This is a genomic window from Micromonospora sp. DT46, assembly GCF_049841735.1.
In the GTDB taxonomy this organism is placed as follows: Bacteria; Actinomycetota; Actinomycetes; order Mycobacteriales; family Micromonosporaceae; genus Micromonospora; species Micromonospora reichwaldensis.
The window spans coordinates 539463-557949 of record NZ_JBNCKW010000002.1 but is presented as its reverse complement, the minus strand read 5'-3'; the positions used below and the strand labels follow the sequence as shown (position 1 = coordinate 557949).

Below are 18487 nucleotides of genomic sequence, written 5' to 3'. Positions count from 1 at the left end.
GTGGTCAGCGGCCGCCCGGGTGGTCGTGCGGGGCGCGGCTGCGGCCCAGGGCGTCGACGTGGCCCCAGCGGCCGGGGATGTCGAGCAGCTCGATCCGCCCCATCCCCTCGGGCACGGCGGGGTTGATGATCAGGTGGTCGCCCTGCGGCTCCAGGCCCAGCATCACCCGGAGCAGCAGCAGCGGCGTGCCCGCCGACCAGGCCTGCGGGCTGCACGCGGTGGGGTACTCCACCGGGTAGTCGGTGAGGTCCCGCTCGTAGCCGGCGAAGGCCTCCGGCAGTCGTCCGTCGAAGAACGGGGACGCGGCCAGCATGGCCTCGCAGATCTGCCCGGCCTCCCGGCGGAAGCCGTACCGCCACAGCCCCCAGGCGATGATCGAGTTGTCGAACGGCCACACCGTCCCGACGTGGTAGCCGACGGGGTTGTAGCGCCCCTGGTCGTCGGCGAGGGTCCGGACGCCCCAACCGGAGTAGAGCCGCGGCCCCATCAGGTGTTCGGCGATCCGGCCGGCCCGCGACTCGTCGACGATGCCGCTCCACAGCAGGTGCCCGATGTTGGAGGTGAGGGCGTCCACCTGCCGGCCGTCGGCGTCCAGGGCGAGCGCGTAGTACTCCCGCTCCGGAATCCAGAAGTCCCGGTTGAACCGCATCTTCAGCTCCGCCGCCTCCCGCTCCAGCCGGTCGGCGTACGCGGGGTCGCCCCAGAACTTGCGGGCCAGCCGGGCGCCGCGGATCTTCGCGTCGTACGCGTAGCCCTGGAGCTCGCAGGTGGCGCGGGGGAAGCCGGGGAACCGGCCGTCGCGGTACGAGATCGCGTCCCAGGAGTCCTTCCAGCACTGGTTCGCCAATCCGGTGTCCGGGTTGCGGGTCTGGTACCAGAGGTAGCCGGTGCCGAGCAGGTCCCCGTACGTGTCGATCCAGGCGAGAGCGGCCCGGGCCTGGGCCTCCAGGCCCCGTACCAGCTTGTCGTTGCCGGTCCACCGCTCGTACTCGTCGAGCAGGATGATGAACAGCGGCGTCGAGTCGGCCGAGCCGTAGTACGGCGAGTGCGGCTGTTCCTCGAAGCCCGCCGTCTCGCCGTAGCGCAGCTCGTGCAGGATCTTGCCCGGCTCCTCGTCCCGGAAGTCGTCGATCCGGTGCCCCTGGAGGCCGGCCAGCATCATGAGGGTCGGCGGGATCAGCTCCGGCAGGAAGGGCAGAACCTGGAGCGAGGTGATGATGCTGTCCCGGCCGAACAGCGTCATGAACCACGGCAGGCCGGCGGCCACCAGGCGTACGCCGAGGGTGATCGACTCGTAGCGCAGCGCCGCCAGGTCGTGGAGGCTCTGCCGGTACGCCCCGGCCAGCGGCTGGCAGTCGCAGCCGAGCTTGGGCGCCCGGGCGACGAGCTCGTCCTGCTCGGCCCGGATCGCGTCCGGGCTGCGGCTGCCCCCGTACTGCGGGAGGTTGGCCCGGATGTCCTCGCCGCGCGCGCCGTAGACGACTGTGGACACGTGCAGCCGCGTCGTCCACTCGCCGCGCGGGCCGACCCGGACCCGGTAGGTCATGCCGGAGACCTCGATGTGCGCGGGCATGCTGGTGCGGATGACCGTCTCGCGGTGGAACCTCTCCCGGCGGTAGGTCAGGCGCAGCTCGTTCTCGCCGACGGTGGCGGTGGAGTGGCCCTCCTTGCGCCGGACATGCTTGATCTCGAACAGGTCCGCGAAGTCGGCGCCCATGGCGAGGTGGACGACGAACTCCATGTCCTCGCCGGAGTGGTTGAGCAGCGTCAGCTCCTCCTCGAAGCTGCCGCCGATGGCCCGGCTCCGGATCATCGAGACCTTCGCGTCCAGGTAGTGCGTCGGTTCGCCGGGCACGAGGAAGAAGCGGGTGCGGAAGGACTCCGCGGTGTCGACGGAGAGGGCGTGCAGCCGTTCGCCGTCGAGGGTCAGCAACCAGGTGGAGAGGTGCCGGGTGTCGAACGAGAAGAGCCCGGTCGGGAAGTCGAGGGACGGCTCGATGTCGCCGCGGCTGTCGCTGACCAGGAAGGTGTTGCCGTCCAGGATGCTGACCAGTTCCTTCACGGCAGCCGCCCGGCCTGTTTGCGGGCGACCGTGCGGGGGTCCCGGGTGCCGGGCGGGTCGGGGAAGAACCGGTGGAACAGCAGGAAGAGCACGATGTCGCCGCTGAAGCTGCTCTCGTTGCGCAGCACCGACGAGATCGCCTGGGCCCGGCCGGTGACGAGCCGGTCGAACAGGTCCGCGCTGGTGTACCAGATCGCGTCGGCGGGCCCCCGGTCGCGGCTCACCTCGATCTCGCCCGGACGAAGGCGGACCAGCCAGTGCACCGTCTGACCGCCCTCCGCGAGGTCGATCTGCATCGTTCCGCTGACCGGGCTGACCAGCACCTTGGGGGCGCGCGCCGGCAGTGATTCGAAGAATCGCTCCGTCGCCTCGGTCACACCCGAATCGTAGGCATCTGTCCGACCTGTCGGGCCGGTATCGGCGGGCGGCGGTCAGTAGACCAGGGCCTGGGCCCCCTCGGCCATCGTCTCCTCGACGAACACCGCCGCGCCGGCGATGCGGACACCCGGCAGCACGTCGTCCGGCCCGATGTCCCGCCGGGCGGCGCACTGCGTGCAGGCGGTCACCGTTCCGGTGGTGAGGATCACGTGCAGCAGCTCGGCCAGCGGGGCCGAGTGCGGCAGCTCGAACTCCTGTGCCTTGCCCGGCAGCGCGAACCAGGTCGACTCCCCGGTCAGCCAGAGCGACACGTGCACCCCGGCGGCGGCTGCGGTGGCGGCGACGGTGAATGCCTGGGCGCACCGCTCCGGGGCGTCCGCGCCGGCGGTGGCCTTGACGACGAGAGTGCGGGCCATGGGGCCCAGCATAGGATGGTCACGATGGTTACCGAGATCGGGTTCGTCAGCCTGCTGGTCGCCGGCCTGGGCGCGCTCGCCGGTGGCCTGGTCTACCTGGCCGTACGCATGTCAAGAGGGCGCTGGTGAGCTGTCGTGGCCGCCGGCGGAGAGGCGGAGTGAACCGGTGAGCGACGAGAACCCCCTGCAGCCGCCGCCGTGGCTGAACGCGCCGCCGGTCGACCCGTACCCCTACGAGGAGAGCCACGACCTGCGCGTCGGCCCGAAGCTGCATCCCGCGCTGGACGGCCTGCTGCCGTACGTCGGGGTGTGGCGCGGCCGGGGGCGGGGTGGCTTCCCCACCATCGAGGACTTCGACTTCGCGCAGGAGATCCGGATCAGCCACGACGGCCGGCCGTTCCTGTCCTACGAGTCGCGCGCCTGGCTGCTCGACGAGCAGAGCCGCCCGGTCCGCCCGGCGGGTCGCGAGGTCGGCTGGTGGCGGCCGGTGATGGACGGCGACCGCGCCACCGACGAGCTGGAGGCGCTGATGAGCGTCCCCACCGGCGTGATGGAGCTGCACATCGGCAAGCGCAAGGGCACCCAGATCGAGTTCGTCACCGACGCGGTGGTCCGTACGGCGACCGCCAAGGAGGTCACCGCCGGTCACCGCCTCTTCGGCATCGTCGAGGGCGCGCTGCTCTACGCCCAGGAGATGGCGGCCCTGGGCCACTCCCTCTCCCCCCACCTCTCCGCCCGCCTCACCCGGGTGGCCGGCTGACCCTCCTCCCGGGGGTCACGGGTGGGGAAAGCCCAGGAGCGCCTGGAGGGCGGGGGTGTGCGCGCAGCGGCGCAGCGGGACGGCGTCCAGGGTGCGGATCTCCGCGAGGCCACGGACGGACGAGCTGAGCCAGACGCCGTCGGCGGTACGCAGCTCGGCCGGGGTGACCAGGCGCTCCTCGGCGCGCAGGCCGAGTGCGTGGGCGTGCGCGAGCAGCCAGGCGGCGGTCACGCCCGGCAGGATGCCGGTCTCGGCGGCGGGCACCGTGCAGAGGGTGTCACCGGCCAGCCAGACCAGGTTGGCCGTCGGCCCCTCCAGCGCGTACCCGTCGGAGGAGACCCAGAGCGCGTCGTCCACGCCGGCGCGGGCGGTCCACCGGCGGGCGGCGGTGCTCACCGCGTACGAGATGGACTTGACCCCGGCCGGCAGCCAGTCGAGTTCGGCGCGGGCCCGCGCCGCGACGCCGAGCGGCAGGGTCGCCACGGTGATCCCGTGCCGGCGCGCCGCCCGGGTCGCCGCCGGCACCTCGCCCAGCGTGGCGTAGCCGGTGGGCGAGGTGCCGGCCTCCGGGCCCCGGGTGCAGACCAGGCGCAGCGCCCCCTCCACCTCGGCGGGCCAGCCGGCGCGGACGGCGTCCAGCAGTTCGTCCAGCACGTCGGCGGCGGGCAGCGTCAGGTCGACGGCCGCCGCCGCCCGGGCGAGCCGGGCCAGGTGCGCGTCGCGCAGCCACGGCCGCCCGTCCCGCAGGTGCATCGTCTCGAAGAGCCCGTCGCCGTGCAGCACGCCCCGGTCGTCGCCGCGCAGCACCGGCTCGCCGGGCGGCACCAGCCCGCGGCCCGGCACGGCGATCCTCGACGCCACCATGACCGCCGAGCCTAGCCGCGGACCGGTCGACACCGGCGGCGCGCGTGGCGGGGCGAACTATGATCGGACGGTGTCCGAATCCTCCCTCGCGGAAATGCTCCGCGCCCGTGGGCTACGGCTGACGGCGCAACGGCAGTTGATCCTCCAGGCCGTGCTGGACCTTGGGCACGCCACCCCGGAGCAGGTGCACACCGCCGTCCGGGAGGTGGCCGCAGGGGTCAACATCACCACCATCTACCGCACGCTGGAGCTGCTGGAACGGCTCGGCCTGGTCACCCACACCCACCTCTCGCACGGCTCGCCGACCTATCACGCGGCCGGCGAGGACCAGCACGTCCACCTCGTCTGCCGGGGCTGTGGCGCGATCGACGAGATCGATCCGGAGCTGCTACGCCCGCTGGCCGACCAGTTGGCGAGCCAGCGCGGGTTCCGGGTGGACATTGGCCACGTCTCGTTCTTCGGCCTCTGCGTCCGCTGCGAGAACGGGGACCGGAAATGATCGACATCGCGGGCGCGGTGAGCGTCGAGAGCATCGACGAGGCCAGCCGCGACCAGCCCGAGCCGGCGCACGCGGCGGCCGGCGTGCGGGGCGTGGCGGCGCACTACGGCGACCCGATGCGCGAGCAGCGCACCCTCGACACGGCGGTCGGCCTGGTCGACCGGTCGCACCGGGGCGTCGTCGCGGTGCCGGGCGAGGAACGGATCGGCTGGCTGCACACCCTCACCAGCCAGCACCTCGCGCAGCTCGGTGCCGGCCAGGGCACCGAGCTGCTGGTGCTCTCCCCGCACGGGCACGTCGAGCAGCACGCCATGGTCGCCGAGGACGGCATCACCACCTGGCTCGACACCGAGCCGGGCGCCACCGCCGGCCTGCTGTCGTACCTGGAGCGGATGCGGTTCTTCAGCAAGGTCGAGCCGCGCGACGTGACGCCCGAGCACGCGCTGCTCTCCCTGGTCGGGCCGGAGGCGCCCGCCGCGGTGGAGACGCTCGGCGCGACCGGGCTGGCCGCGCCCGACGTGGTCGCGGTGCCGGGCCCGAAGTTCCGCTCCGGCGAGCTGCCGCCACGGCCGACCGCGCTGTACGACGTACGCCCGCTGCCCGTGGGCGGCTGGGCCCGCCGGGGCCCGTTCGGCGTGGACCTGCTGGTGCCCCGGGCCGCGATGGAGCAGGTGGTCACCCAGCTGCGGGGCAACGGGGTGCCGGTCGCCGGGCTGTGGGCGTACGAGGCGGTGCGGGTGGCCGCCCGGCGGGCCCGGGTCGGGGTGGACACCGACCACCGGACCATCCCGGCCGAGGTGGACCTGGTCGCCCCGGCCGTGCACCTGGACAAGGGCTGCTACCGGGGCCAGGAGACCGTGGCCCGGGTGCACAACATGGGCCGGCCGCCGCGTCGGCTCGTACTCCTGCACCTGGACGGGGTGACCACCGACCAGCCGCCGGTCGCCGGCACGCCGGTGACTCTCGACGGCCGGGCGGTCGGCTTCGTCGGCACGGCCGTGCACCACCACGAGCTGGGTCAGGTTGCCCTGGCCGTGGTCAAGCGCAACGTCGCCGACGACGCCCGCCTCCTGATCGGGGAGACCGCCGCCGCGATCGATCCGGCCTGACCGCCCCCCGGCGAAAGAATCTCTGCTTCGTGGCGCTGAGGCCGGAAAAGTTCCGGTCGACTGGCTCGCTGACCTCGGTCTAGGATCCGGGCATGACGACAGGGACGTTGATCACGGTTGCCCCCACCGGCGCGGAGTTGGCCAAGGCCGAGGTGCCGGCGCTGCCGGTGACGCTCGACGAGCTGCTGCTGACCGCCAAGGAGTGCGAGGCGCTCGGCGCCGCCGTGATCCACGTCCACATCCGCGACGACGAGGCCAGGCCCACCCTGGACCAGGGGCGGCTGCGGGAGACCGTGACGGCGCTGCGCGAGAGCACCGACCTCGTCGTGCAGCTCTCCTCGGGCGGCGCGGTGACCGACCCGGAGGCCGACCGGCTCGCCGTGCTCGACGCCGGGCCGGACATGGCCTCCTGCACGATGGGCACGCTCAACTTCGGTGACGACGTCTTCCTCAACCGGTGGGAGTTCATCGTCGACCTGCACACCCGCATGCAGGAGCGCGGGATCGTGCCCGAGTACGAGATCTTCGACCTCGGCCACCTGACGGCCCTGCAACGGCTGCTCGGCAAGTACGGCCTGCCGGCCGGCGGGCACGTGCACGTCGACTTCGTGATGGGCGTGCCGGGCGGCATGCCGGGCACCACCCCGGCCCTGGTCGCCGCCCACCAGGCACTGCGCGACCTGCCCGAGGGCACCACCTTCTCCGCCACCGGCATCGGCCGCAGCACCATCCCGGTCATGCTGGCCTCGCTCTCGGCCGGCGGGCACCTGCGGGTCGGCATGGAGGACACGGTGACCTACGCCAAGGGCCGCCCGGTCGAGTCCAACATGCAGCTCGTCGCCCGGGCGGTCGGCTTCGCCCAGCTCGCCCAGCGGCCGCCGCTGACCACCGCCGAGGCGCGCGGGCTGCTCGGCGTGCCGGCCGCCGGGCGGTAAGCGGCGACCCGGGCCGGCACTGCTGTACACCGGGTCGCCGACGACCTGCTCACCCGCCCGCCGACCGCTGCCGGAGCTGCCGGTACCGTCCACCCTGTGGGAAAGACGTACGAGGGCGGCGCGCCGCTCGCCGAGGTGGTCCGGTCGGGGTTCGTCGAGGGCGCGCACCGGGGCTCGGTGGTGGTGCTCGACGCCTCGGGGCAGACGGTGGCCGGCGCCGGGGACGTGACCTCCCCGGTCTTCCCGCGCTCGTCCAACAAGCCGATGCAGACGGTCGGGATGCTCCGCGCCGGGCTGACGCTGGCCGACCCCGCCGACGTGGCGCTGGTCTCGGCCAGCCACGCCGGCGAGGAGTTCCACCTGGCCCGGGTCGGGGCGCTACTCGCCCGCGCCGGGCTGGACGAGTCGGCCCTGCACTGCCCGCCGGACCTGCCCGTGGGCGACGAGGCGCGGACGGCCGTGCTGCGGGCCGGCGGCGGCCCCACCCGTACGCAGATGAACTGCTCCGGCAAGCACAGCGGGATGCTGCTGACCTGCCTGGCCGCCGGCTGGCTGCTCGACGGGTACTGGCGTCCGGAGCACCCGTTGCAGCAGCGGCTCCGGGACGCGGTGGAGGAGTTCACGGGCGAGCCGGCTGCGGCGGTCGGGGTGGACGGCTGCGGCGCCCCGGTGCTCGCCGTCTCGCTGACGGGCCTGGCCGGGGCGTACCTCCGGCTCGTCTCGGCGGAGCCCGGCTCCGTGCCACGGACGGTGGCCGACGCGATGCGCGCCCACCCGGATCTGGTCGGCGGCACCCGGGCCGAGGACAGCCGGTTGATGCGGGGCGTGCCCGGGCTGCTCGCCAAGATCGGCGCCGAGGGGGTCGTCGCGGCGGCGGTGCCCGGGGTCGGCGCGGTCGCCCTCAAGATCGACGACGGCGCGGGCCGCGCCCGGATGCCGGTGCTGGTCTCCGCCCTGCGCCGCCTCGGGCTGGACGCGCCGGTGCTGACCGAGTACGCCGAACTGCCGCTCTTCGGCGGCGGCCTGCCGGTCGGTGCCGTCCGGCCGCTCTGGTAGCCGTTCAACCCGTCGTCGCGGCGTTCACCGGGCGTTCGAGGGGCGCGACGCGGCGTCGTCAGGGCGGGGAGCCAGGGTCGTCACTCGTATCCCATGGCCGGGATGACCTTGCCGAGTGCTTCCTCGATGAACTCGCGGGTGTCGTCGTCGAACTGGTTGTTGCGCTGCGCCAGCTTGTGCGACTGGAACGCCGAACGGGTTTCGAAGTCGTCGACGTCGAGCCGCTCGAACAGGGCGCGGCGCTGCCCGGGCCAGTCGGCTGCGAGATCGTCCGCCTTCACCTCGACGTATCGCCTGCCCGTCAGGTCGACCGTGTCCTTCCAGGTGAGCCACCGATCGTAGATCGGCTTGAGGTAGGCGAGCGCGCCGTCGACCGTGGCCGGCGCCCATGGCTGGGCCAGGTGGGATGCGAGCACTGAGACCGGGTGACGCTTGATGTGCACGATGGTCGCCTCGGGGACCAGTTCCCAGAGGAACTCCATGCACAGCAGGTTGAACGGCGTCTTCTCGCACCAGGTCGGCTTGCCCGCGTCGGCGGCTGCTCCGCCGAAGATGGTGTCGACCAGGCCCCGCAGGATTCCGAGTAGTTCGCTCCGGTCGCTGAAGTACCGGGGAACCACCCGCCGGCGGCTCAGCGGCTCGAACGGTCCGGCAGGACGGTCGGCGTTGCCGAAGCCTTCGGCGGGCGCGGGTTCGTCGAAGGTGTACGCGATCAACTGGGGCCAGAGCTGTTCCACCGCGTCCCGGTAGCGTCGCTCGCCGACCAGTTCGGGAACGGTCTTGCCGCGATCGTCGCGCCGGCCGGGCACTCGTACGGTGAGGAAGTCGCTCAGCCGGTGCAGGGCGTCCTCACCGACGGTGGGGTCGTATCGACCGGTGAGCGCGTCGGCCAGGTCCCGCAGGCCGCCCGGGTCGATGAGAAACCTGGTCTCCATGGGAATCCGGTGGATCAGCGGATGTTCGCCGATGATGTCGGCGAGCCGTGACGTTCCCGAACGACCCGTACCCGCAACGAAGACGGGTGAGGGAGAAGGAGACATGGCGAGCAGTCAAACTCCCAGCCCGGCACCCGTGCAATCCATTTATCCCCTTCAACCGTTGAGTGCGGGCCGAGAGGCTGGCGGGCTGATCGGCAAGGACCGCCACGACCGCCCACCTCCGCACCTCGCGGAAGCGGACGACGGGCCGTACCGCACCGTCGTCGACGACGGAGCGGGTGTCAGGGCAGGAAGTCGAGCAGGGCGGCGTTGACCGGGGCGGGTCGCTCCAGCGGCAGCAGGTGCCCGGCGTCGGGCACGTCGGGCAGGCGGACAGCGTCGGGCGCCTCGGCGGCGATCCGGTCGGCGAGGCGGCTGATGTCGGGCACGTCGGCCGCGCCGGCGCCGACCAGGACGGGCATCCGCAGCTCGTGGAGGCGGCCGATCGCGGGCGGGTCGACTTCGGCGACGTCGACCGCGCTGAGCGCCAACTCGGCGGCGAGCGCCCGCTGGTCCATCTCGCGGGCGAAGGCGAGCAGCTCCGGGTCGACGTCGGCGGGCTCGCGGCCCGGGCCGACCACCCAGAAGCGCACCTCGCCGTCGGCGCTGGCGGCGAAGTCCTCCGGGTCGACCTCGCCCACCAGGCTCTCCCAGAGGTCGTTCGCCTCGTCCGACCATTCGTGGCCCGAGGCGGCGGTGCCGAGGAGGGCGAGCGCGCTCACCCGCTCCGGGTGGGCCAGCGCGGTGTCGATGGCGACGGCGCCGCCGAACGAGCAGCCGACCAGGGCGGCCCGGGGGAGGTCGAGCGCGTCGAGCAGTCCGGCCACGTCGTCGTGGTGGGCGAACGGGGTCGGCGGCAGCTCGGAGTCCCCGTACCCGCGCAGGTCGAGGGCGATCACCCGGTGCCGCGCGGCCAGCGGGCCGACCTGCTCCCGCCACATCCGCCGGTCCGCGATGCCGGCGTGCAGCAGGACGACGGGCGTGCCGCTGCCGGTGTCGTCGTACGCGAGCAGGGCGCCGTTCACCTCGATCTTGGTCACTGCGGCAAGGTACGCACCGGGAGACCGGGGCGCAACCGCCTTGTGCCGGCGCGGGCGTCGGGCGAGCGGCCCCAGGCGCGACTGCCGGGTGGTGCGGGGATCCCGGTCAGAGGCCGAACATCGGCAGGCAGGCCGCCACGGCGTGGACCGTCGCCGCCGGTCGCTCCTGTCGGCGCCACTTCGCGCGGGTGAGCCGTAGGCGATCGGACACCAGGGCCTCGTCACCGCGGGCGTCGACGGAGATGCCGTCGTGCTCGTAGCCGAGCTTGCGGGACACCCCCTGGGACGAGTGGTTGTCCTGGAAGACCTCGGTGAGCGCGGCATCGGCGCCGAGGTGGTCGAAGGCCAGCGTGAGCAGGCCGGCGCGGGCCTCGGTTCCGTAGCCCCTGCCCTGGTGTTCGATCCCGAGCCACGCCGACGTCGTGACCTGCCGGACGACCCGGAAGTCGCGCGCGCCGAGCGTGACCACGCCGAGCGGATTCCCGAGCCGGAAGACGCCGAGCCCGAGCCGCCACGCCGAGTCGCTCCACTCGGCGAGCCGGCCCCAGTGCCCCTGCAACACGGCGCGCGCCCGCTCCTTCGGGCCGCCGTCGGTCCACGGCGTCAGGAACGGGCGCTCGTCCGGACGGTGCACGCCCCGGCCCGCGAGATTCGCGAGTGCCGCCAGCTCCTCCTCGCGGGGCAGGCGAAGCTCAAGTCGTGGCGTGGAGATGGTGAGGCCGTAGAGGGGCCACAGGTCGGCGAGCACGGCTTGATCGTGACGATCGGGACCGCCGTGACGCCACCGGTTTACCGACGGCGACCGGTCCGCCGAAGCCTGCGCAGGCGTGGCCGGGGCGGCGGGATGAGACGTCGCTAACTCTGGTTAGCATTCTGCTTGCAGGAGCTAGCAGGGCGCGTTAGCGTCGGGCCATGGCCACTGGTAAGGACCTTCCCGACGTCGGCGGGTTCATTCGCGACCTGCGCCGCAACGCGAAGATCTCGCTGCGGCAGCTCGCCGAGCAGGCGGGGGTCAGCAACCCGTACCTCAGTCAGATCGAGCGCGGTCTGCGCAAGCCGAGCGCGGAGGTGCTCCAGCAGCTCGCCAGCGCGCTGCGTGTCTCCACCCCCGCGATGTACCTGCGGGCGGGGCTGCTCGACGACAAGGAGGGCCAGGGCGTGCTCGCGGCCATCTCCGTCGACCCCGACCTGACCATGGCGCAGAAGCAGTCGCTCACCCAGATCTACGAGACGTTCCGCCGGGAGAACGCGCGGCTCGCCGAGGCGACCGCGGCGGCCACCGGCGCGACGCCCACCGCCGGGGCCGAGGCCGCCGGCACGGGCACGCCGGATCCCGTCGGGGCCGCGCCCGACCTGGCCAACCTCGCCGCCACGGGCCCCACCACACCGGAGGGCACCCCGACCGAGGCCGTGCTGGAGTCGGTCGCCGTCACCGAGGCCGGCCCCGCCCCCGCACCGATCGACACCCCCGAGAAGAAGGCCGCCCGCGACGCGGCCCGGAAGGCCGCTGACGCGGCCGAAGAGGAGAAGTAATGACCCAGCCGAAGACCAGCCGCATCCCGGCCCCGATCTACGCCGCCGCGGGCGCGGGCGAGCTCGCCCTCCAGCAGCTGCGCAAGCTCCCCGCCGTGGTGACCGACCTCGGCACCAAGGTCGTCGCCGACCTGGGTGGCAAGGCCGTCGTCACCGGCGTCGAGCTGCGCCAGAAGGCCAACGACACGCTGCGTACGGCGAACCTGACCGCCGAGGGACTGCGCGAGAAGGCCGTCCCGGCCGAGCTGGACCTGAAGCGCCTGCGTGAGGCCGCCGACCTGAACAAGCTGCGCGAGGTCGCCGACCTGAACAAGCTGCGTGAGGCCGCCGACCTGAACAAGCTGCGCGAGGTCGCCGACCTCGACCGGCTCCGTGCGCTGGCCACCCGCAACGCCGCCGTGGTGGTCGCCGGCGCCCAGGCCGCGCAGGAGCGGGCGCAGGCCGCGTACGTCGCGCTGGTCGCCCGGGGTGAGCGGGTCGTCGGGGCCGGCGTGCTGGAGGCCGCCGAGACCGTGAACGCCGACATCGAGGCGACCGGGGCCGAGACCGAGCCGGCCGAGGCCGTCGCGAAGCCGACCCCCGTGCGGTCCGTCACCGCCGAGGTGCCGACCCAGGCCGTGACCACCGACGTGCCGACCACGGCCGTTACCGACGAGGTGCCGACCCCGGCCGACGTGGCCGAGGTGCTGGAGGCCAAGCCGGCCGCCGCGAAGAAGGCGACGACCCGGGCCACCAAGGCCGCCAAGGCCGCCGCCGAGCCGGCCGCCACCCCGTCGGCGAAGCTGCCCCGGGCCACCAAGCGGACCCGCCCGGCCGCCGAGTAGATCGTTCCGCCGGTGACCCCGGATGCGTCCTGTCGGACGTATCCGGGGTCACCGGCATAAGCTTGCCGACATGGCCTACGCCGCGCCGCTCTTCGCCTTCGATGTTCGCTACGTGATCGAGCTGATCCTGCTCGTCTTCGCGTTGATCGTGCAGGGCATCGCCCTGGTGCACGCCATCACCCAGCGTTCCGACGCCTTCTCCGCCATCGGCACCCTGCCCAAGGGCGGCTGGATCGCCATCCTCGCCGTCTGCCTGGTGCTGACCCTGCTCGGCTTCGGCCCGATCAGTCTCTTCGGGCTCGTCGGCATCGCCGCCGGCCTGATCTACCTGCTCGACGTCCGGGTGGGGCTGCGCGACCTGAGCGACGGCAAAGGCTTCTGGTGAGGGGTTTCCGCTGGCCGCCCCCGCCGGACGGCGGGCCCCGCACCTGGGGGCCGGGCCCGGGCGCCCCGCGTACCGGCCGACCGGCCCTGCCGGAGCCGGACACCGAGCTGGTCGCCACGCCGCACGGCGTACACCTGGAGCAGCTCCTCACCGGCGCGGGTGACCCGGTCACGGTGTTCGCCCACGGGCTGGGCAACGGCATCGCCACCACCCGGCCGTTCGGCAGCGGGGTGACGGGCCGCAAGCTGTTCTTCCAGTTCCGCGGGCACGGCCGCTCCGACGCGCCGCCCGGCCCGTGGAGCTACCTGGACCTCGCCCGCGACCTGCGCGCGGTCGCCGACCTCGGCGGCGCCACCCGGGCCTTCGGCGCCAGCCTCGGCGCGGGCGCGCTCTGCCGGCTGCTCGCCGAGAGCCCCGAACGCTTCGAGCGACTCGTCGTCTTCCTGCCCGCGGCGCTCGACCGGCCGCGCGGCGAGGTCGCCCGGGCCCGGCTGACCGCGCTGTTCGAGGCCGTGGAGAGCGGCGACGCCGCCGCCGTGGCCGACGTGGTCCAGGCCGAGCTGCCGCCCGCCGTACGCAACACCCCGGCCGGCTGGGCCTACCTGCGCCAGCGCCTCGACCAGCTCCTGCGCGACGGGCTCGCCCCGGGGCTGGCGAGCCTGCCCGAGCAGGCACCCCTGCGCGACGCCGGTTCGCTGGCCGCCGTCACCGCGCCGGCCCTGGTGATCGGCTGTGCCGGCGACGACCTGCACCCGGTCGAGGTCGCCGAGCAGCTCGCCGCCGCGCTGCCCCGGGCCACCCTGCACGTGTACGACCGGCCCGGCGTCCTCTGGACGGAACGCGCCGACCTGCGAAGCCGGATATCCGCCTTCCTCAACGAGTAACGTGCCCTGACATGGGCGTCACACACCACGGTCGTACGCACCGGCTGGACCTCGCCGATCCGACACTGCGGGAGTGGGAGTGCACGGTGCTGCACGCCGATCCCGAGCAGGGCATCGTGCTGGACCGGTCGGCGTTCTATCCGGGCGGCGGCGGGCAGCCGCCGGACCACGGCGTACTGCTCTGGCAGGGGGTGCAGACCCGCATCGCCGGCACCCGCAAGGGCGACGACCTCTGGCTGATCCCGGTCGAGGGCGACCCGTTGCCGCCGGCCGGCACGGCGGTCACCGGCGCGGTCGAGGACGACCGGCGCACCCGGCTGATGCGGACCCACTCCGGGCTGCACGTGCTCTGCGGGGTGGTGTTCCGCGACTTCGGCGCGCTCGTCACGGGCGGCAACATGGAGCCGGGCGAGGCCCGGATGGACTTCAACCTGCCCGAGGTGCCGTCCGACTTCAAGAGCCGCATCGAGGAGCTGGTCAACGCCGAGGTCGCCGCCGACCGGGCGGTGGCCGTGCGGGTGCTGCCCCGCGACGAGGCGCTCGCCCTGCCCGACATCATCCGTACCCAGTCGAACCTGATCCCGCCGGAGGAGCAGGAGGTGCGGATCGTCGACATCGTCGGGCTGGACGTCCAGGCCGACGGCGGCACGCACGTCGCCTCCACCGCGCAGATCGGCAAGGTGCAGGTGGTCAAGGTGGAGAGCAAGGGACGCGCCAACCGCCGGGTCCGCGTACGGCTGGCCGACTGAACCGGGTGGCTCCCGGCGCCGGTCGTCGGCGCCGGGAGCCGGGCCGTCACACGAGATCGATGCGTTCCCGCTCGATCGGGTAGCCCGCCCGGGCGAAGGCGGCGGCCATCGGGTGGTTCGTCTGGTCGGTGGCCGCCACGATCTCGGTCACTCCCGCCTCGACGAGCAGGTGGGTGGCCTCGACCAGCAGGTCGTACGCGTAGCCGTGCCCGCGCTGCTCGGGCACCACGCCGACGAAGCCGACGACCGGATCGCTGTGGTTGCGGGCCGGCACGGTGACGCCGACCAGTTCACCGGCCGGCGTCCAGGCCAGCCGCCACCAGTCGCGCGGGCTCGGCAGCCAGCGCAACAGGTCGAGCTCCTCCCGCGCCGCCGCCTCCGGCCCGTGCTCGGCGGCGGCGCGGCGGGTGTGGGCGTCGAGACTCCCCTCGCCGATGCGGCGCAGCACGTCGAGGATCACGGCGTCGTCGGGTTCCGGGCGGAACTCCAACCGGCCGGGCCGGGCGGGCAGCCCGTGCTCTCGCGTCCACCGGTACCGGTACCGCGCGACCAGCGGGGACATGCCGGCGGCGGTCGCCGCGTCGATCCGGGCCTGCGCCTCCGCCCGGACGGCCGGGTCGTCCCGCCAGCCGGATGGCAACGAGAGGGAGTACTCGGCCCGCAGCGGCGCGGCGCGCAGCAGCCGGACCGCGGCCTCGTGGTCGGTGAAGTCGAGCCAGTCGAGGGCCAGCGGAGACTCGTCGTCCGGCCCACCCCACCAGGCGGCGCGGGCCACCACGGTGCCGGCGCGCAGGGCGACCCAGCTCCACTCGGGACGGTACTGGCCGTCGGCGGCCATGTCGGAGTAGTTGTCGCCGAAGGCGGCGCGCCCCACCAGCCTGGTGTGGGGCAGGGAGTCGAACAGTGCTTCCTCGCCCGCGGTGAGCGGGCGGATGACCAGGTCGGTCATGAGGTCCTTCCGGGTTTCGTGCCCCCGGCTCAGAACCGTGGTGCCCTCGTGGCCGGGCGGGAGCACAGCGATGTCGTGGACACGGCGCTCACCTCCCTTTCCTCGACGAGGGCGTGCCGGAACCCTAACAGCGGACCGCGGCCGCCGGGCAACGGGTTTACTCGGCGCGGCGGGCGCGCAGCGAGCGGACCTTGTGCCGGTTGCCGCAGCGCTCCATCGCGCACCAGCGTCGCCGGCCGGGGCGCGAGGTGTCCACGAAGACGAGGTAGCAGTCGTGCGTGGCGCACTCGCGGATGCGGTCGCGGTACGGGCCGGTGAACAGGTCCACCGCGTCCCGGGCGATGCTGGCCAGCGGCTGTCCGCCGCGCCGCCCCGCCAGGATCGGCCCGGGGGGTCAGGGCGTGGCGGGACCCGGCGGCAGGTGGGCGGCGCGCACGTCGAGCAGCCAGCGTTCCACGGCCGCCTCGTCCGGGCGGTCCGGCAGCGGGGTGCGGATCCGGTCGAAGTCGCGTTCCGCCTCGGCGATCAGGGCCCGTGCCTCGGCCAACGCGCCGCCGGCCACCCGCTCGCCGAAGCTGCGGAACCACTGTGGGTCGGCGAGCCGGATCTCCAGCACGCCGGTGGCGTAGAGCAGCCGGCCCTGGTGCACCAGCCGCGCCAGGTGCCGGGCGTGTTTGGCGGTGCGCCGCCGGGTGTCGGCCGAGAACGTGCCGTCGCCCCGGGACTCCAGCTTGCGGAACTGCTGGCCGGCGTAGCCCAGGTAGGCGTCGCGGACGCGGGGCGCGCTGAGGAACGCCGAGCGGATGGCGACCAGCCGGTCGCCGAACTCCGTACGGGTCTCGTAGCAGTCTTCCGGCAACCAGGCCAGCTCGGTGGCGGTCGGGTTGCCGCTCAGCGCCAGGCGGCACCACTTCGCCGCCTCGTGCAGGGTGATGTCGGGATCGGTGGTCACCACCGACTCGCGGGGCGGGCGCAGCCCGTGGAAGGCGACGGTGGGCGCGGCGAAGACGCCGATCCGGTCGACGTCGGAGCCCGGCCCGGCCAGCCCGTACGCGACCGAGCCGACGATCCCGGAGAGCAGCAGGTGCATGCCGGCGAGCATGCCGGACGACACGGCTTCGCGAAACCGGACTTCGGCTGTCAGGTATCGCTGACAGGCTCGCCGCATGACGAAACCGCTGACAGGAAAGATCGCGCTCGTCGCCGGGGCGACACGGGGCGCCGGCCGGCAGATCGCGGTGCAGCTCGGCGCCGCCGGTGCCACGGTCTACGCCACCGGCCGCAGCAGCCGGGCCGGCCGCTCCGAGATGGACCGCCCGGAGACCATCGAGGAGACCGCCGAGATGGTCACCGCCGCCGGCGGCACCGGCATCGCGGTCCGGGTCGACCACCTCGTCCCCGAGCAGGTCCGCGACCTCGTCGCCAGGATCGACGCCGAGCAGGGCCGCCTCGACGTGCTGGTCAACGACATCTGGGGCGGCGACCCCCTGACCACCTGGGAGAAGCCGGTCTGGGAGCAGCCGCTGGAGGCCGGCTTCCGCAGCCTGCGCCTGGCGATCGACACGCACGTCGTGACCGCCCACTTCGCCCTGCCGCTGCTGATCCGCCGCCCCGGCGGCCTGGTGGTGGAGGTCGGCGACGGCACGAAGGCGTACAACGACGACCACTACCGGCTGTCGGTCTTCTACGACCTGGCGAAGACGTCGGTCAACCGGCTCGCGTACGTCTGGGGGCACGAGCTGAAGCCGCACGGCGGCACCGCCGTGGCGCTGACACCGGGCTGGATCCGGTCCGAGGCGATGCTGGAGCACTTCGGGGTCACCGAGGAGAACTGGCGGGACGGCGCCGCCAAGGATCCGCACTTCCTCATCTCGGAGACCCCGGCCTTCGTCGGGCGCGCGGTCGCCGCGCTCGCCGCCGACGAGGACCGGGCCCGCTGGAACCAGGCGTCCGTCTCAGCCGGCGAGCTGTCCCAGGTGTACGGGTTCACCGACGTCGACGGCAGCCGGCCGGACGGGTTCCGCTACATCACCGAGGTGGTGGAGACGGACAGACCGGCCGACGTGACCGGCTACCGCTGACCGGGCGCCACCCGGTAGACCGCGGCGGACCGCCTGGCGGCGTCGACCATCAGCTCCCGCAGGTCCGGCGGGCCGAGCACCTCCACCTCCGGCCCCAGGGACAGCAACTGGGGGTACGCGACGTCGACGGACTCGACGGGCAGCCGGGTCACCACCCACCCCTGCCCGTCGGGCTCGCCGGCCGCGGCGAGCGCCTCGTCGTACGCGAAGGGGGCGTCGGCGACGAAGCGGAGCCGGCGCAGGCCGACGGGGCTCAGCCGCATCGTGACCTCGGCCCGGAGCATGCCGCGCAGGAACTCCTCGGCCTGCTCCCGCCAGTATCCGGCCAGGTCGAAGCCGGCGTCCCGGTCGAAGGTCGCGGTCTGGACCCCGACGTGGGTGACCCGGTCCACCCGGTACGTGCGGTACGCGCCGCCGACCCGGCCGACGAGATACCAGACCCCGCTCTTGAGGACCAGCCCGTACGGGTGCGCCTCCCGTTCGACCTCGCGGTCGCCGCGCCGGTAGCGCAGCTCGACGATCCGGTCCCGCCACACCGCACCGGCCAGCTCGGTCAGCCACGGTGGCGGCCCTGCCTCCCGGAACCAGCCCGGCACGTCCAGGTGGAAGCGCTGCCCGGTGCGCACCGGCGCGTCGCGCAGGCTCGGTGGAAGCGCGGCGAGCACCTTCAGCTCGGCCGAGGCCACCGCGTCGGCGAGCCCCATGTCGCCCGCCGGTCCGGGCAGCCCGGCCAGGAAGAGCGCCTCCGCCTCGTCGCGGGTCAGCCCGGTCAGCCGGGTCCGGTAGCCGCCGAGCAGCCGGTAGCCGCCGGCCCGGCCCCGGTCGGCGTAGACCGGCACCCCGGCGGCGGAGAGCGCCAGCACGTCCCGGTAGACGGTCCGCTCGGAGACCTCCAGCTCCCGCGCCAGCTCCGCCGCGGTCATCGTCTCCCGCGCCTGGAGCAGCAGGACCAACGAGATCAACCGGGCCGCCCGCACGTATCCATC

At 73.7% G+C, this 18487-nt stretch carries 23 protein-coding genes; 12 read left to right on the top strand and 11 right to left on the bottom strand.

Annotated features, from left to right (window positions below):
• Nucleotides 1-4: 4 nt before the first annotated feature.
• Genes ACLQ20_RS06925 through ACLQ20_RS06915 form a run of 3 tightly spaced genes read right to left on the bottom strand, consistent with a single transcriptional unit; the run spans nucleotide 5 to nucleotide 2868 of the window.
• Nucleotides 5-2062: a glycogen debranching N-terminal domain-containing protein gene (locus tag ACLQ20_RS06925; protein ID WP_425854600.1), complete on the bottom strand. Its 2058-nt coding sequence runs from the start codon at nucleotides 2060-2062 to the stop codon at nucleotides 5-7.
• The gene (locus ACLQ20_RS06920; protein ID WP_151452971.1) at nucleotides 2059-2439 is read right to left on the bottom strand and encodes an SCP2 sterol-binding domain-containing protein; all 381 of its coding nucleotides are present in this window, start codon (nucleotides 2437-2439) and stop codon (nucleotides 2059-2061) included. The genes ACLQ20_RS06925 and ACLQ20_RS06920 overlap by 4 nt, the downstream gene beginning before the upstream one ends.
• A gap of 54 nt (nucleotides 2440-2493) precedes the next feature.
• Nucleotides 2494-2868: a DsrE family protein gene (locus tag ACLQ20_RS06915; RefSeq protein ID WP_132230751.1), complete on the bottom strand. Its 375-nt coding sequence runs from the start codon at nucleotides 2866-2868 to the stop codon at nucleotides 2494-2496.
• Nucleotides 2869-2880: 12 nt separating this feature from the next.
• Between ACLQ20_RS06915 and mtfM the strand changes: the two genes are divergently transcribed.
• Together mtfM and ACLQ20_RS06905 are read left to right on the top strand one after the other, a co-directional pair.
• A complete protein-coding gene (gene mtfM / locus ACLQ20_RS06910; RefSeq protein ID WP_036376929.1) occupies nucleotides 2881-2985 on the top strand; it encodes a small membrane protein MtfM in 105 nt (34 codons plus the stop codon).
• Between the two features lie 37 nt (nucleotides 2986-3022).
• Nucleotides 3023-3616 carry an FABP family protein gene (locus ACLQ20_RS06905; RefSeq protein ID WP_151452972.1) on the top strand — a complete coding sequence of 198 codons (594 nt, stop codon included), beginning with the start codon at nucleotides 3023-3025 and terminating at the stop codon, nucleotides 3614-3616.
• Between the two features lie 15 nt (nucleotides 3617-3631).
• Here the strand turns inward: ACLQ20_RS06905 and ACLQ20_RS06900 are convergent, their stop codons facing one another.
• Nucleotides 3632-4480: an aminotransferase class IV gene (locus ACLQ20_RS06900; RefSeq protein ID WP_425854597.1), complete on the bottom strand. Its 849-nt coding sequence runs from the start codon at nucleotides 4478-4480 to the stop codon at nucleotides 3632-3634.
• A 70-nt stretch (nucleotides 4481-4550) separates the two neighbouring features.
• On the opposite strand from ACLQ20_RS06900, the gene ACLQ20_RS06895 reads away from it, so the two are divergent.
• The 4 genes from ACLQ20_RS06895 to ACLQ20_RS06880 all read left to right on the top strand — a co-directional run bounded on the left by ACLQ20_RS06895 (nucleotide 4551) and on the right by ACLQ20_RS06880 (nucleotide 8079).
• Nucleotides 4551-4979: a Fur family transcriptional regulator gene (locus ACLQ20_RS06895; RefSeq protein ID WP_132230754.1), complete on the top strand. Its 429-nt coding sequence runs from the start codon at nucleotides 4551-4553 to the stop codon at nucleotides 4977-4979.
• Nucleotides 4976-6088, top strand: coding sequence for a YgfZ/GcvT domain-containing protein (locus ACLQ20_RS06890; RefSeq protein ID WP_425854595.1), 1113 nt, complete (start codon nucleotides 4976-4978; stop codon nucleotides 6086-6088). Before ACLQ20_RS06895 ends, ACLQ20_RS06890 begins: the two co-directional genes overlap by 4 nt.
• A 92-nt stretch (nucleotides 6089-6180) precedes the next feature.
• Nucleotides 6181-7023, top strand: a complete 843-nt coding sequence (locus ACLQ20_RS06885; protein WP_425854593.1) for a 3-keto-5-aminohexanoate cleavage protein — start codon at nucleotides 6181-6183, stop codon at nucleotides 7021-7023.
• A gap of 96 nt (nucleotides 7024-7119) precedes the next feature.
• Nucleotides 7120-8079, top strand: a complete 960-nt coding sequence (locus ACLQ20_RS06880; protein WP_425854591.1) for an asparaginase — start codon at nucleotides 7120-7122, stop codon at nucleotides 8077-8079.
• 80 nt (nucleotides 8080-8159) lie between these two features.
• On the opposite strand, the gene ACLQ20_RS06875 is transcribed toward ACLQ20_RS06880, so the two are convergent.
• From ACLQ20_RS06875 to ACLQ20_RS06865, 3 genes are all read right to left on the bottom strand, one after another.
• Nucleotides 8160-9119 (bottom strand): sulfotransferase family protein, encoded by a 960-nt coding sequence (locus ACLQ20_RS06875; RefSeq protein WP_425854590.1) that lies wholly within the window; start codon nucleotides 9117-9119, stop codon nucleotides 8160-8162.
• Nucleotides 9120-9298: 179 nt separating this feature from the next.
• Nucleotides 9299-10096, bottom strand: a complete 798-nt coding sequence (locus tag ACLQ20_RS06870; protein WP_425854589.1) for an alpha/beta fold hydrolase — start codon at nucleotides 10094-10096, stop codon at nucleotides 9299-9301.
• 106 nt (nucleotides 10097-10202) lie between these two features.
• On the bottom strand, nucleotides 10203-10844 hold the full coding sequence (locus ACLQ20_RS06865) for a GNAT family N-acetyltransferase (RefSeq protein ID WP_425854587.1): 642 nt from the start codon (nucleotides 10842-10844) through the stop codon (nucleotides 10203-10205).
• A gap of 164 nt (nucleotides 10845-11008) precedes the next feature.
• On the opposite strand from ACLQ20_RS06865, the gene ACLQ20_RS06860 reads away from it, so the two are divergent.
• From ACLQ20_RS06860 to ACLQ20_RS06840, 5 genes are all read left to right on the top strand, one after another.
• The gene (locus ACLQ20_RS06860) at nucleotides 11009-11629 is read left to right on the top strand and encodes a helix-turn-helix domain-containing protein (protein WP_151452980.1); all 621 of its coding nucleotides are present in this window, start codon (nucleotides 11009-11011) and stop codon (nucleotides 11627-11629) included.
• Complete coding sequence (locus ACLQ20_RS06855; RefSeq protein ID WP_425854585.1) at nucleotides 11629-12453, top strand: hypothetical protein; 825 nt, start codon at nucleotides 11629-11631, stop codon at nucleotides 12451-12453. Before ACLQ20_RS06860 ends, ACLQ20_RS06855 begins: the two co-directional genes overlap by 1 nt.
• Before the next feature lie 70 nt (nucleotides 12454-12523).
• Complete coding sequence (locus ACLQ20_RS06850) at nucleotides 12524-12838, top strand: DUF2516 family protein (protein WP_357579292.1); 315 nt, start codon at nucleotides 12524-12526, stop codon at nucleotides 12836-12838.
• Nucleotides 12835-13722 (top strand): alpha/beta fold hydrolase, encoded by an 888-nt coding sequence (locus ACLQ20_RS06845; RefSeq protein ID WP_425854584.1) that lies wholly within the window; start codon nucleotides 12835-12837, stop codon nucleotides 13720-13722. Before ACLQ20_RS06850 ends, ACLQ20_RS06845 begins: the two co-directional genes overlap by 4 nt.
• Before the next feature lie 11 nt (nucleotides 13723-13733).
• Entirely contained in the window at nucleotides 13734-14471 is a 738-nt protein-coding gene (locus ACLQ20_RS06840; protein ID WP_132230765.1) for an alanyl-tRNA editing protein, read from the top strand.
• A 46-nt stretch (nucleotides 14472-14517) separates the two neighbouring features.
• Here the strand turns inward: ACLQ20_RS06840 and ACLQ20_RS06835 are convergent, their stop codons facing one another.
• The 3 genes from ACLQ20_RS06835 to ACLQ20_RS06825 form a co-directional block, all read right to left on the bottom strand.
• On the bottom strand, nucleotides 14518-15420 hold the full coding sequence (locus ACLQ20_RS06835) for a GNAT family N-acetyltransferase (protein ID WP_327029680.1): 903 nt from the start codon (nucleotides 15418-15420) through the stop codon (nucleotides 14518-14520).
• A 157-nt stretch (nucleotides 15421-15577) separates the two neighbouring features.
• Entirely contained in the window at nucleotides 15578-15748 is a 171-nt protein-coding gene (locus tag ACLQ20_RS06830) for a CGNR zinc finger domain-containing protein (RefSeq protein WP_370518902.1), read from the bottom strand.
• A 66-nt stretch (nucleotides 15749-15814) separates the two neighbouring features.
• Nucleotides 15815-16510, bottom strand: coding sequence for a nucleotidyltransferase domain-containing protein (locus ACLQ20_RS06825; RefSeq protein ID WP_327031104.1), 696 nt, complete (start codon nucleotides 16508-16510; stop codon nucleotides 15815-15817).
• 76 nt (nucleotides 16511-16586) lie between these two features.
• Here ACLQ20_RS06825 and ACLQ20_RS06820 point away from each other — a divergent pair, with 76 nt between their 5' ends.
• The gene (locus ACLQ20_RS06820) at nucleotides 16587-17501 is read left to right on the top strand and encodes an SDR family oxidoreductase (protein ID WP_425854582.1); all 915 of its coding nucleotides are present in this window, start codon (nucleotides 16587-16589) and stop codon (nucleotides 17499-17501) included.
• On the opposite strand, the gene ACLQ20_RS06815 is transcribed toward ACLQ20_RS06820, so the two are convergent.
• Complete coding sequence (locus ACLQ20_RS06815; RefSeq protein WP_425854580.1) at nucleotides 17492-18478, bottom strand: helix-turn-helix transcriptional regulator; 987 nt, start codon at nucleotides 18476-18478, stop codon at nucleotides 17492-17494. The two genes, ACLQ20_RS06820 and ACLQ20_RS06815, sit on opposite strands and share 10 nt — an antisense overlap.
• Nucleotides 18479-18487 lie beyond the last annotated feature (9 nt).

What these genes read in the sequence shown, in the direction of transcription:
- ACLQ20_RS06835 (WP_327029680.1), bottom strand. Translation starts at nt 15,420, where the DNA reads ATGACCGACCTGGTCATCCGCCCGCTCACCGCGGGCGAGGAAGCACTG.
- ACLQ20_RS06840 (WP_132230765.1), top strand. Translation starts at nt 13,734, where the DNA reads ATGGGCGTCACACACCACGGTCGTACGCACCGGCTGGACCTCGCCGAT.
- ACLQ20_RS06875 (WP_425854590.1), bottom strand. Translation starts at nt 9,119, where the DNA reads ATGTCTCCTTCTCCCTCACCCGTCTTCGTTGCGGGTACGGGTCGTTCG.
- ACLQ20_RS06825 (WP_327031104.1), bottom strand. Translation starts at nt 16,510, where the DNA reads ATGCACCTGCTGCTCTCCGGGATCGTCGGCTCGGTCGCGTACGGGCTG.
- ACLQ20_RS06860 (WP_151452980.1), top strand. Translation starts at nt 11,009, where the DNA reads ATGGCCACTGGTAAGGACCTTCCCGACGTCGGCGGGTTCATTCGCGAC.
- mtfM (WP_036376929.1), top strand. Translation starts at nt 2,881, where the DNA reads ATGGTTACCGAGATCGGGTTCGTCAGCCTGCTGGTCGCCGGCCTGGGC.
- ACLQ20_RS06915 (WP_132230751.1), bottom strand. Translation starts at nt 2,868, where the DNA reads ATGCTGGGCCCCATGGCCCGCACTCTCGTCGTCAAGGCCACCGCCGGC.
- ACLQ20_RS06855 (WP_425854585.1), top strand. Translation starts at nt 11,629, where the DNA reads ATGACCCAGCCGAAGACCAGCCGCATCCCGGCCCCGATCTACGCCGCC.
- ACLQ20_RS06885 (WP_425854593.1), top strand. Translation starts at nt 6,181, where the DNA reads ATGACGACAGGGACGTTGATCACGGTTGCCCCCACCGGCGCGGAGTTG.
- ACLQ20_RS06890 (WP_425854595.1), top strand. Translation starts at nt 4,976, where the DNA reads ATGATCGACATCGCGGGCGCGGTGAGCGTCGAGAGCATCGACGAGGCC.
- ACLQ20_RS06820 (WP_425854582.1), top strand. Translation starts at nt 16,587, where the DNA reads ATGACGAAACCGCTGACAGGAAAGATCGCGCTCGTCGCCGGGGCGACA.
- ACLQ20_RS06900 (WP_425854597.1), bottom strand. Translation starts at nt 4,480, where the DNA reads ATGGTGGCGTCGAGGATCGCCGTGCCGGGCCGCGGGCTGGTGCCGCCC.
- ACLQ20_RS06850 (WP_357579292.1), top strand. Translation starts at nt 12,524, where the DNA reads ATGGCCTACGCCGCGCCGCTCTTCGCCTTCGATGTTCGCTACGTGATC.